General features: G+C 42.4%; 12 protein-coding genes and 1 pseudogene. 7 read left to right on the plus strand and 6 right to left on the minus strand.

The features are described from left to right. The first annotated feature begins 16 nt into the window (after positions 1-16). The 3 genes from OCU35_RS16920 (at position 17) to OCU35_RS16930 (ending at position 2,727) form a co-directional block, all read left to right on the plus strand. The gene (locus tag OCU35_RS16920) at positions 17-241 is read left to right on the plus strand and encodes a hypothetical protein (RefSeq protein ID WP_240494711.1); all 225 of its coding nucleotides are present in this window, start codon (positions 17-19) and stop codon (positions 239-241) included. A 192-nt stretch (positions 242-433) separates the two neighbouring features. Continuing rightward, on the plus strand, positions 434-2,035 hold the full coding sequence (locus OCU35_RS16925; protein ID WP_261826009.1) for an ATP-binding protein: 1,602 nt from the start codon (positions 434-436) through the stop codon (positions 2,033-2,035). A 2-nt stretch (positions 2,036-2,037) separates the two neighbouring features. After that, a complete protein-coding gene (locus tag OCU35_RS16930) occupies positions 2,038-2,727 on the plus strand; it encodes a response regulator (RefSeq protein ID WP_017032067.1) in 690 nt (229 codons plus the stop codon). Between the two features lie 33 nt (positions 2,728-2,760). On the opposite strand, the gene OCU35_RS16935 is transcribed toward OCU35_RS16930, so the two are convergent. From OCU35_RS16935 to OCU35_RS16950, 4 genes are all read right to left on the minus strand, one after another. Further along, a complete protein-coding gene (locus OCU35_RS16935) occupies positions 2,761-4,284 on the minus strand; it encodes a tripartite tricarboxylate transporter permease (protein ID WP_102334254.1) in 1,524 nt (507 codons plus the stop codon). A gap of 12 nt (positions 4,285-4,296) precedes the next feature. Then, positions 4,297-4,791 (minus strand): tripartite tricarboxylate transporter TctB family protein, encoded by a 495-nt coding sequence (locus tag OCU35_RS16940; RefSeq protein ID WP_017027905.1) that lies wholly within the window; start codon positions 4,789-4,791, stop codon positions 4,297-4,299. A gap of 196 nt (positions 4,792-4,987) precedes the next feature. Then, positions 4,988-5,959, minus strand: coding sequence for a tripartite tricarboxylate transporter substrate binding protein (locus tag OCU35_RS16945; RefSeq protein WP_017243470.1), 972 nt, complete (start codon positions 5,957-5,959; stop codon positions 4,988-4,990). A 412-nt stretch (positions 5,960-6,371) separates the two neighbouring features. Next, positions 6,372-6,950 carry a uracil-DNA glycosylase family protein gene (locus OCU35_RS16950; RefSeq protein WP_261826010.1) on the minus strand — a complete coding sequence of 193 codons (579 nt, stop codon included), beginning with the start codon at positions 6,948-6,950 and terminating at the stop codon, positions 6,372-6,374. 311 nt (positions 6,951-7,261) lie between these two features. On the opposite strand from OCU35_RS16950, the gene OCU35_RS16955 reads away from it, so the two are divergent. Further along, positions 7,262-7,534: a hypothetical protein gene (locus tag OCU35_RS16955; RefSeq protein WP_261826011.1), complete on the plus strand. Its 273-nt coding sequence runs from the start codon at positions 7,262-7,264 to the stop codon at positions 7,532-7,534. A gap of 216 nt (positions 7,535-7,750) precedes the next feature. Then, on the plus strand, positions 7,751-8,122 hold the full coding sequence (locus tag OCU35_RS16960) for a DUF2237 family protein (protein WP_241903847.1): 372 nt from the start codon (positions 7,751-7,753) through the stop codon (positions 8,120-8,122). Positions 8,123-8,272: 150 nt separating this feature from the next. Here OCU35_RS16960 and OCU35_RS16965 read toward each other — a convergent pair. Further along, positions 8,273-8,524, minus strand: a pseudogene (locus tag OCU35_RS16965) (IMP dehydrogenase); the annotation flags it as partial. Between the two features lie 363 nt (positions 8,525-8,887). Beyond that, a complete protein-coding gene (locus OCU35_RS16970; protein WP_261826012.1) occupies positions 8,888-10,252 on the minus strand; it encodes an HRDC domain-containing protein in 1,365 nt (454 codons plus the stop codon). Between the two features lie 778 nt (positions 10,253-11,030). Between OCU35_RS16970 and OCU35_RS16975 the strand changes: the two genes are divergently transcribed. Together OCU35_RS16975 and OCU35_RS16980 are read left to right on the plus strand one after the other, a co-directional pair. Continuing rightward, on the plus strand, positions 11,031-12,032 hold the full coding sequence (locus tag OCU35_RS16975) for a hypothetical protein (protein ID WP_261826013.1): 1,002 nt from the start codon (positions 11,031-11,033) through the stop codon (positions 12,030-12,032). Between the two features lie 61 nt (positions 12,033-12,093). Next, on the plus strand, positions 12,094-12,354 hold the full coding sequence (locus tag OCU35_RS16980) for a hypothetical protein (protein ID WP_261826014.1): 261 nt from the start codon (positions 12,094-12,096) through the stop codon (positions 12,352-12,354). Positions 12,355-12,468: the final 114 nt, after the last annotated feature.

Genomic DNA, 12,468 nt, shown 5'->3' on the forward strand with positions numbered 1-12,468 from the left:
AGCACTTATCATTAAGATGATCCAAGACGACCTTGGCTGGGCGTGGCTTCCAAAAGTACTCACCGAATCACAGTACATCACTGATAACCTGCAAGCCTTGGACGTTGACCAACTTAAAAATGGTATCAAGTTCTCCTTCGCCCTGTGGAACCCCCACTCCAAGCAAGTCATCGATGTAAAAAGCAGCATCATGTCTGCCGTTGAGGATTATATTGCGCATTTTCAGATGATTCAGAGTTAAGCGTCCTTCATCGATCCTTCCTTAAAAATAGAGCCGTAATTAAACGGCTCTATTTCATTGGCATCCACTGGAAACCAATTGCCCACGATCAATCCCTAGAGCCACATCTCACAATTTGGCTTATACACAACATTTTTGTTGCTCAAATGTTACATTTCGTAATAAGCGTTAGTTTGCATCAGGGAGTGGTCGGTGAGTTGGAATAAATTAAGTATTAGAAAGCGATTACTGCTTGTGATGATGCTTTCAGGCCTAGCCGAACTTTTTATTCTTTCTGTCGCTGGCTTCTATTACATCAAGAGTTCTCAAGAACAAGAAATGGGAGAGAAAGCCTTAGGCATAGCAACCTTCCTCAGCAACAGTCCCTCTATTATTAAGATGATAGAAACCAAGCAAGTCGGTACTCTAGATACCAAATTAGCCTCTCTCACGAAAGCCGTTGGCGCGACATTCATCGTCATTGGTGATTCAAATGGGATTCGATTAATTCACCCTTCACGAGATCGTCTTGGACTTCCAATGAAAGGTGGGGACAATGACAGAGCTCTTATAAATGGGGAAGCCTATGTCTCCTTTGCAAAAGGCTCTTTAGGACATTCTGTTCGTGGTAAAACCGCGGTATTTGACAATCAAGGCAACATCATTGGCGTCATCTCTGTTGGGTACCTTCTCGATAACCTACAAGAAAGAATTGAGCCTTATCTTATCTACTTGCTTTGTATTGCTCTTGGAGTAGCTTTACTCAACGGTGTGCTCTCAAATTACGCCTACAAGCGATTTAGAAAAACCTTACTTGGATTTGAACCAGAACAGATATCACGCCTATATAGTGAATTGGATACCACATTAAGCACGATTAAAGAAGGTGTGGTCAGTGTTGATCATCAAGGGATGATTCGAATATTTAACACTCGAGCAGCGCAAATTTTAGGCGTTAAAGACAAAAATATCATCAACAAGCCTCTTTCTTCGGTGTTGCCTGAAAGTGAATTGAATCAACTGCTAAGCACTCATACTGCAGAAAATGACATAGACCTGCTGCTCAATGGTGTTCACATTGTGGCAAATAGACAACCGATTACAGTCGATGGTCAGGTCATTGGCGCAGTATCAAGTTTTCGCCCAATAACCGAAATCAATGAACTCACGCGCCAACTGTCTCAAACCCAACAGTATGCGGAGCTATTGCGCTCTCAGACTCATGAATATCGAAACAAGCTCAATACGATTAGTGGGTTATTGCATTTAAATAGAATCGATACGGTTCAAGAGTTGATAGGACAAGAATCCGAGCATTATCAACAATTGATCTCACAGCTACATCAAAATGTTCAAGAGCCACTAGTTGCAGGACTCATTCTTGGCAAAATCGAACGAGCAAGAGAATTGGGTTTAACACTTAAAATAGAAGAAGGCTGTCATTTATCACCGCTACCTTTGCATATTCAAGCCCAAGACATCGTTACCATACTCGGAAACCTAATTGATAACGCCTTCGACGCCAGTAAAGCGCTCGATCAACTGAACAAGCAAAGACCTATCGAGCTGTCGGTGTCTGACTTAGGCAATGAAATCATCTTAGAGGTCACCGATTTTGGTGCTGGATTACCTGAAAATCATGCCATTAATAGGCTCTTTGAGCTTGGCGTGTCATCGAAAGCCGATAAAGGACATGGCATAGGTTTGCATTTAGTTAAAGAGATCGTAACCAAATACAGCGGCACAATAGAAGCCGACAACGGCCCTGATAAAGGGGCTATTTTCGCCGTATTTATCCCCAAGGACGGTATATAAGCATGACAGATAAAGTTCGTACCCTGATCATTGAAGATGATGAGGCGATGGCACAATTGCATTTACAATACTTACAAGCCAACCCTAGATTGGATATTCAAGGTGTTGCTCTAAACAAGGAGCAGGCTCTAATACAACTTGAGATTTTTGACCCTGAGCTATTGATATTGGACGTTTATTTGCCCGATGGAACGGGACTTGAAATCATTCAAACCCTAAGACAACAGGGTAAAAAAACTGACATTATCTTAATCACAGCGGCTCGAGAGCCCGAAATATTACAAAGTGCTATGCGCTTAGGGGTTGTTGAATATCTACTAAAGCCGGTATTACTACCACGCCTTAACGCTGCAATTAATAATTACTTAGAGAAACGTGACAAGATCGTTTCCAATGAGAGCCTTGATCAAGGGTTCATTGATTCCATGCTAAACATGTCACAAACCCAGCCAAGCGGTGAAAGTGGTCGATTGCCTAAGGGAATAGACTCAGTCACCTTAGATAAGATTCGTTCGCTGTTTACTGAGCGAGAATCTTGGAAAGCGGAAGAAGCGGGACAAGAGATTGGCGCAAGCCGTAGCACTGCTCGTCGTTATTTAGAGTTTCTAGTAAGTACTCATGAAGTGAGAACGGACGTAGTTTATGGCACTGTTGGTCGCCCTGAGCGAACCTATGTACGGACTCAAAAATAAGCGCAGACCATCAATGGCCTGCGCTGTTATTTTTTAGTTTATTACTTCGTGTTTTGGGCGAAGCTTGCGAAACAACAGTCGCAATACGGGAGCAGTTAACACTAACACCGACAATATGGTAAAGGTCATGGTGATTGGTCGCTCCCAAAGGAATGACAATTCACCGTCACTGATCATCAGAGCTCGTCGAAGATTTTCCTCCATCATTCCTCCAAGGATAAAACCTAGTAACAAAGGAGCTAGAGGGAAATTGGCTAACCGTAATGCAATCGCCGCCATCGCAACTAACAGCATGACGAAGACATCCATCGTATTGAAAGACACGAGATAGACGCCCGTTATTGAGAAGAACAGGATCATTGGTAGTAGTACCGTTCTTGGAACTGCTAATAACTTCGATATATACGGGATCAGAGGTAGATTAAGAATAACCAACACAATATTGCCAAAGTACATCGAAATAATAACCGACCAAAAGACTTCAGGGTGTTCAACAAATAGACGGGGGCCCGGCTGAATGCCATAGGCAATCAAAGCGCCAAGCATAATAGCCGTTGTACCAGACCCTGGTATACCTAGCGTCAGCAAGGGCACGAATGAACCACTTGACGCAGCATTGTTTGCAGATTCAGGTGCAACAAGCCCGCGAAGACTTCCCTTTCCAAACTCTTTTTGCTTATCTTTTGGTGCTAAACTCCTCTCCATACCATAACTCAAGAATGCCGCTATGGTCGCGCCGGCTCCTGGCAATACCCCGATAAAAAAGCCAACAATGGATGAGCGGATTGAAGTGGGAGCAACATCTTTGAACTCTTCCTTAGTCACCTTCATGCTGCCGATATTACTCATCTGTTTGTTTTCTTCTGCGCTCGTATCTTTAAAGGGCTGCATTATCCCCATCAAGGTTTCACCTAACGCAAATGTTGCCATCGCTAAGAGTAAGAAACTAAAGCCATCCATAAGGTCGGTTAGACCAAACGTAAACCGCTCTACCCCTACCCCTTTATCGATTCCAACCGTAGATAACATAAGGCCAAGTACTGTCATCATCCACGCTTTGATGACCTGACCCGGTCCCGCAAAGGCAGCAACAGCCGATAGACCAAGCAGCATTAAGGCGAAGTAGTCTGAAGACTGAAAGCTTAGAGAAACAGTCGCTAACGCTGGCGCGGCAACCAACAACATCAACGCAGACAGTGTTCCGCCCGTAAACGAGGAATAAGCAGCTAACGCCAACGCCTTTCCGGCTTGACCCTTTTGTGCCATAGGATAGCCATCAAACGCGGTAACCACTGTCGATGAACAGCCTGGCGCATTGATCAATATAGAAGAGGTGGACCCGCCAAACACTGCGCCATAATAAACGCCGGCCATTAATATCAGGCCCGATGAAGGCTCAAGACCATAAGTAATCGGGATCATAAGAGCGATAGCTGATATTGGTCCCAAGCCTGGTAGCATGCCAATAAAGGTACCGACAAAACACCCAACCACCACCATAAGAATGTTCCATGGCATGATGGCTGTAGAGAGCCCTTGAAAAATTCCGTCTAACATTCTCAATTCTCCCTAATTGAACAGTAGAAACAACGTGCCTGGTTCTAGGTAGATATCCAAGACCTGGGTAAGTAGCAGATAAAAAGCAATAACAAATGGAAAAGAGGCGCCTAACAAGATCGACTTTCTTCTCTCTCCTAACAAATAAAATCCTGCCAACAGAAACAGGCTAGTTGCCAATACGAAGCCCAATACCGTTAGACCTACGCCATAAAGAGCCATCAATACCAAAAACCCAATAAGTAGTTTCCAGTTAAAGTCAGTGATAGCACCACTGTTGTCATCTGTCTTACCCGTCACTAGTAGCATCAGAGATAAAGCCACACCTAGCCAGGTCAAGATGGAAGGCAGTGTTCTCGCGGTAAATGGTTCGTATTCGTCGCCAGGAAAAAGAGGGATTAGGGTGGATTGATATCCATAGCCTAAACAAAATAACAAAAACAGCATTGCGCCAACACGATCTCGGCACAGAAGCTTTTTCTTAAAAGCGGAAGATAGATGACTCATCTCTCTCTCCAATAAAAAACTGCATATGGGAAGTTCAACAACAGGAAGAACAAGATCGACTCTTAGAAATACTCTAATCATCAATAAACAAAGGAGAATGAAGGGCTAACATTTCAACGCAACTAAACGAGGAAAAGTGAGCATCCCCATATGCAGAGAATGGGTAATACATAGGCCAGGTAAACTGGCCTACTGACTATTTTAGGAAGCCGAGTTCTCTCATAAGAGAGCCCATTTGCTTCTCTTGATCCTCAAGGAAAGAATAAAAGTCTTGGTCTGGCTTGTAGTTATCGATCCAACCATTACGATCTCGTACTACCTGCCATTGGTCAGTACTGTACATCTCAGTCAGAACCTTATTCCACTCATCGATCTTCGCTTGATCTGTACCAGGAGCGGCAAAGAATCCACGCCAGTTAGCAAATACAGTATCGTTACCATATTCAACTAAAGTTGGAATATCAGGAGCAGCCTCAAGGCGCTTTGGCGCAGTAACCGCAAGTACACGTACTTGACCCGATTTAGACATTTCTAGTACTTCACCAAGGCCAGTAGAGAGCAATTGCGTCTCACCTGACAGTAATGCAGCCATCGCTTTGCCGCCCGCATCATAAGCAATGTATCGGACTGCTTTAGCGTCAAACCCTTCACCCTTAAATGCTGCTGCAACCACCAAGTGGTCCATGCTGCCTCGCGCTGAGCCACCCGCTATTTTTACGCTGCGAGGGTTCTCTTTAAAATCAGCAACAACATCTTGCCAAGTTTGATATTTTGAATCCGTCGAAGTTACGATCGCACCATAATCAGCAATAGTCGCAGCCACCGGAGTAAGGTCACGGAAAGACTGCGGGAAAACTCCAGTGAGTGAGCGAACAACGATGGGAGTCGAGTTAACCATAAGAGTATCTTGCTGACGTTCAGCCGTTTCAATAAGGTGTGCTATAGCTTTACCACCACCTCCACCAGAGAGGTTTTGAAAAGAGACATTTTCAACAAGGTCTTCTTTCACCAGCACATCACCTGTGCCACGCGCGGTCATATCCCAGCCACCACCAGCACCGCCAGGGATCAGAAAGTGGATCTTCTCAACATCTGCAGCCGTTGCAGAAAAAGAAAAAACTGTAGCTAGCAATGCCGATGCTATCGAAGGTTTAAACTTATGTAACATGGTTCACGTTCCTTATGCCCACCAAAGTGGTCTTAGTTTTAATGTATGACGTTTAAGCTAAAAGTCATTCACGATGTAAGGTCAGTGAGAAAGTTAATACAATGTTAACTCTGAGTCTGCATAGCGCTGATAATGTGAATTAGAAACTTAATGGCCATTTTGTTCATAATGTTCACGGGAGAATTAATGGCTTTTTTAGACAAAAAAGAGCCGCTAAAAGCGTGGTTTTGAAGTGAGGGTAAGAGCTCGCCATCAGAGAACCTCGATGAATAATAATGAGTGTTTCGTGTTCGCAGTTATTAAAAGCCTCTGCACCTTTCAACTCAATACTCTACGCGATCCACTTCTGAGTTTGTCGTGAAATGGTTAGAGTTCTTGTGACTCATCTTATGTTTTCTCTAGATTGACATGACTAGCCAAGAATCTCTTTTACCCTTGCTTGAAGTACGGGTACAAATTCTTTTTCAAACCAAGGGTTCTTACTAAGCCAGATATTATTTCTTGGGCTGGGATGGGGTAAAGGTGCCATTGCAGGCCAGTAATTGTGCCACGACGACACAAGCTCGGTTAATGACAGCTTGGGGTTATCAAAGTGATAGTTCTGAGCATATTTCCCGAGGACTAAAGTCAGCTCAACATTAGGCAATTGTGCGAGCAGTTGCCCACGCCACTGTTTTGCACATTCAGGCCTTGGAGGTAAATCACCCGATTTGCCCGTACCTGGAAAACAAAAACCCATGGGCAGTAACGCGACCGTCTTTTCATCGTAGAAAACTGCCTTGGAAATCCCCATCCACTCTCGCAATCGGTCCCCACTAGGGTCGTTAAATGGAATACCGGTCTCATGCACTCTTTTTTCCGGCGCTTGGCCCGCCACCAATATTCGAGCATCAGGGTGCAATTGCACAACAGGTCTCGGCCCGAGTGGCAAATGTTCGCTACAGAGCGTACAACGCTCTACGTCTGCTAACAGCTTGGTAAATAAACTCATACTGGATTTGGAGTGACGACACTATAAGTGGGTAAAAAGCCATGAATACCATCCTAGTTCAGTTTCACTAATCCATACCAGCAGAATGCACGTAAGACTCTTTAGTTAGGTTGCTAAAGATAAAACCTAACACAGAGATCCTTCTCTCTGTACCAACTGAAACTCGTGATATTAAAAGAGGAAATTACAAATCTTTTTAAATCACACGAAATATTTTCAGCGCAGCTAGGGTCTCTTAAATTGAACGCAATATTTTCAAGTCGACGGGAATGCGATTCAGCTATCAAAAACATAACTGAATAGGTGAAACCATGAAAACTCTAAAAACTCTATTGCTGACCTCTTTGTTTGTAGCACCCGTGGCCTTTGCGTCGAGTCTACCTATTAACCCAACCTTTAACTCCCAAACCAACTACACGTGGGAAGACCCAAGCGAGCGAACCGGTGGTGGAGGCTACACTTGGGCTGACCCGAGTGAAAGAACCGGTGGCGGAGGTTACACATGGGAAGACCCAAGTGAAAGAACCGGCGGTGGAGGTTACACATGGGAAGACCCAAGCGAAAGAAGAGGTGGTGGACGTTAACTTCACACCAAAATGTAACTGTGCCATCCCACTGGCAGACAACGATAAAACTCCGCAAACAGAGAGCCTCTGCCATGAGGCTCTTTTTTATAACCTCTTTTATGCGCTTGCTTCAGATATTCCCGGCAACTTGAACCCTGACATAACGCCCATCTAACAACTACACTGAGATCGCAGGGTGGGAGTTTTCATGGGAAACGATGGAGAGAAATGAGCATGGCGCAGAAAAGAAATGTACTCGGCGAACCTCTACAACTTTGCAGTTGCTCACCCAATACCGGCTTTTTCAGAGACGGCTACTGTCATACCCATGGCAGTGATAGTGGGCGTCATGTTATATGTGCCAAGATGACAGTGGATTTCCTTGCATTCTCCAAAGCTCGCGGTAATGACCTAACCACTCCCAGTCCTGATTTCGATTTCCCCGGTCTTAGACCCGGCGATCATTGGTGCCTGTGTGCTTTACGCTGGAAAGAAGCATGGCAAGCAGGTTGGGCGCCATTAGTAGTACTGTCCAGCTGCGAAGAGAGCGCCTTAGAGATTGTGCCCCTTGATGTATTGAAGATGTATTCGACGGAATCCGAATAAATTCTTTAGCGCTTTAGCATTACCTTTCATAAACATAGGAAATCTGTATTGCCATTTTGTCGGTACTTCCAAATTTTGCACAAAAAAAGAGCCTCTAAATAGAGGCTCTTTTTTCATTAATTCAAGCTATCGTTTTAAGCGCTGCTCAGTTTACTCTTTACCGAACACGTTGTTCTCTTGCTCTTGTACACGGATGAACGTGGTACGCTTGGTTAGCTCTTTAAGCTGCGCTGCGCCTACGTAGGTACACGTTGAGCGTACGCCGCCAAGGATGTCAGAGATGGTGTTGTGAACGCTACCACGGTAAGGCAATAGTACGGTTTTTCCTTCAGCTGCACGGTATTTAGCAACGCCACCAGAGTGCTTCGCCATCGCGCTTTCTGAAGACATGCCGTAGAACCTTGAATTGCACATACAACCCTTAAATATCAATAACTTAACGACATATGAGTGGCTTGAATAAATGAATAATACGGGTATTTCGCGACAAATAACGAGCTCTGTCGCCATTTTGTCGCCACTTTTTTGATGCCGTAGTTGAGAAGTTTTGAGGTCATAAGAAGTAAAACTATAGGTGGCTAGGGCTTAACCATTTGCACAAGAAACTTTGCTCCCAAAATTGTAGACGTAATAATATCCTTTTGCATGTATGAACAACTCTAGTCGTCTCGTACTATTTACTAAAGATAAGCCGATCTACAAATCGGCTTAAGTATTAAAAAAGCAGTCATTAATTTAAGTCTAGTAAACGATTAGTACTCAACTCTAACCATGCAGAATAAGACTTTGTTCTTTAGTCAGTGGGCCTTTAGAGTAACACTTCGGAAAAGATGAACACCCCCAAAAATAACCCACTTTAGAATCTCTCAGCGTCATCTTGCTTCCACACTTTTTGCATTCTAGTGCTTGCCTCTCTATACGTTTTACTCGAAGTTGCTCCTGCTCTTCACCTACACTAAGCGAACTGACCATTAACTCTCTGGCCTCTCGAATACTTGTATCGAAATGATTGGACAAATACTCGCTATCAAAAAATCCCTTACATTCAAAGAAGTGCTCAATGGCATGCTCTAGTTGCAGTTGTGATTTTAAACTAACAAGATTTTCCTTTTCAAATAGATAATCCTCTAGAATTTCGAGGTGCTCTTCTTGTCCTGAATCTTTAATAAAATCCTTGATTTTATCGAGCCCAATTATATCTTTTGGTATTTTTAATACTGAAGAAACATCTACTTCTTCAGTCTGTGCGCCCGATAAGGTTTTTTCATCACAATCAGGGGGTTTGCCCAAGACTTCGTTACAAGCCTCTTTTTTGCTATCGAAGGATAGAACCTCATCAATAACACCTAAAATACCATCACCGTAAAGTGACAGCTTATTTTCCCCAATACCAAAAACAGCTAATAACTCTTCATTGTCTCTGGGCAATTTAAGTATCAGGTCTTCAAGTGTTCTATCTGAGAATACTACAAAAGCTGGCTTGCCTATTTCTCTAGCTACACCCAAGCGATATTCCTTCAAACGTTTCCGTATTACCTCGGTTCTAGAGTGAGGAATTTCTTCGTATAGGTACGGTGTTTTCATACCCAAATCAATCATTAGTTCGATTATAGCTTGTGCATACTTATATTCTTGACCTTTGGGCACTTCCCACACATCTCTGTTCATATCTTTATTGATAGAAACGGGTAGATTCTGCAAGGCCTTAAGAAAGGATACATCGCTTAACGAATCAGCGGCATTAAATTCAAACGCACAGTCATTACATCTAAGGTGTTTGTTATCGGGTTTGACTACGCATCCTCCAAAAAACACTTCACCACGCTCTACTTGAGCCATTAGTTCTTTGTTGTCAAAATTTGGATAACCATAAAGAATACTGCCAACCCTATTACCTGCACAGTTTGGACAGATATGTATGATTGTTTCTAATGGGTCTGGTGTTACTTCTTTTGCCTCAAGATCAACTATTTTTTGTTGTGCGGTGTTTAGCGAACGCCCTAGTTCATCTAGTTGTTGTTTCAAATCTGAAATCAAGAGATCTTTGGTTCTATCGTCTTTAGGTCCGTTATTTGACTCAGTGACAGTCTTTTTTTTACAACCAAAGATCTTCTTTATTAGCTTTCCCATAAAACCCCAATAATAACAACACACAGACTGACTGACTGACTGACTGACTGACTGACTGACTGACTGACTGAAATCTTAACATTACTTAAAAATACTGACTGCCATAATTTTCCCAAATTGGCATAAAATGATAAATATTCTCAGTATGACCTACAAGACCAATACGAACTATTAGAGAAGTATTAGTAAAGGACTAATTGAGTCATCAATAGTATTTTACTTTCGAACGATGCTTGTTGATATATAGCGCTCTTCAGAAAACACATAATATTCATTTATGATTGCAGTTTATTGCTAATGAGTTTTCTACTCGACATCTAAAGTAGATATGAGGTATTAGTGACTAAGGGAAACCAGTTTACTTTGGTCGTTGTTACGCTTAGTTATAACTTTTCCAGGTTTCTCTAGATTACGAAATCCCCGCAACAAGGATTTGGACATTAATGTGTCAATGAACATGCTAGTTTGGAAGATGACTAACTAATTCTCGCTTCGTACTTTAATCATTTGAAGTGACCAAACTCATAATAACAGTGCCAAGCAAATATATCCTATCAAACTATGAATACTTAGAGAATGAGAAACTTGTCCGAAACACCAGTAACTAATATCCCAAGGTATTAAAATATCTGTAAATAACGTTCCCATTTAACCTCTTACTTTAACTTATAACAAAATTATGCGTAACAACTTGCGCAGGCGATATATGTAGATTATATTAAATGCACGACAGGCGATACATGTAGTAAAAAACCCATATGACACCTACGGAGGATGTATGACAGATAAATTGGCCCTGAAAGACCTAGCGAAAATCAAATCTTACTCAATGCTACCAAACCTTGAAGCGACAAGATTTATTGATAAGGAGATCTATGAAGAAGCGTGCTTCAAGCTGTTCGGTGCGGTAGAACTAGCTTACAGGAATACATTTGGGCCACACCTGTTTGGCAAAGAAGCTAGCTTTATTGAGACTTGGGGTTACGAGGATAATTATAGGGAAATGTTAGAGGCCACCCCAATTTATAAAACCCTTATTGAGATGTATCAATATGGTCAGTTAGGAAACTTAGCCTTTCAGAATGCTATTAATGATGAAAAGATTATCGACATGATTCCCATGTTGCACATGACAGATTTAATGTACGAAGAATTGGTATCAAGAGAGTCTCCCTCCTATCTTGTGCTGACCGTGCTTCATAAATACTTGGCACGGTTAAAATTAGATTTGGCAATCGATTTGAGTGACGAATGGAGTGCTACAAGTGATTTCTTCCCTCTCTGTCACCACAAGCACTTCAATTTGTATGAAATGGCGTTACTAGCAAATGTGAAGAGTGTTAATTCTATCCGTAATTCTGTCTATGCCAAGGAAGATAAGTTAACCACTATTCAGGAAGACGGCAAACATTTAGTGGAGCGAGATGTAGCTTTAGCATGGCTGGCTAAACGAAAGCACTTTGTTAAATCCTTTTCTGTAGAGCATGAAACTGGCCCAATAGAGCGCATGGAAGGAGATCCTGCAGTTGAACGTATACAACCAAGCTTGACTTATGTGACTCGCTCTGGAAAAAACCAAGGTCAAATCCAGGTGCCACATATTCATGGGAACGGGAAATATGTAGTCAGTAAAACCCGCTTCGCAGAAGACTACATTTATGTAGATACGCTAAAGGAAGTATTAGCTTACCTACAGAGAGGTTATAAAGTGCGAATGAGCGGTAAAGATATAAAAACGCCAGCAAGCCTGGTCGCATTGAGCTCAATAAAAATCAAATAAACATAATCTGTATAGATCTTTATTACAGTAATAGGTTTCAGGTTCTTAACAAGGAGGCGTTATGTCAACACAACTTACAAATCATGCAAAAATCCGATGCCAGCAGCGTGGCTTTACCAAGGACTGTGCGGACATATTTATGATATTTGGTCACACAGTTCAATACAGTGAGGATGGAGCGATTTCCCTAGAATTAGGTGATAGAGAGAAAAAGAAACTTCGTAAACAGCTTAGAGCATGCATACAACTAACAGAACTAAGAGCCTACGCCATTGTATCAGATGAAGGGGACGTCATTACGATAGCTCACAAATACAATTGATATACAACGATTGCTTGAGTAAACCGCCAGTTTGAAATTGAACTGCTGTATTCAAATTAGGAAATAAACGATGTTACCTAACCATGGAAGGCTTAATTGCCGTAAATGTTTTGA

Origin of the sequence: Vibrio breoganii (assembly GCF_024346795.1) — a bacterium.
Classification (GTDB): domain Bacteria; phylum Pseudomonadota; class Gammaproteobacteria; order Enterobacterales; family Vibrionaceae; genus Vibrio; species Vibrio breoganii.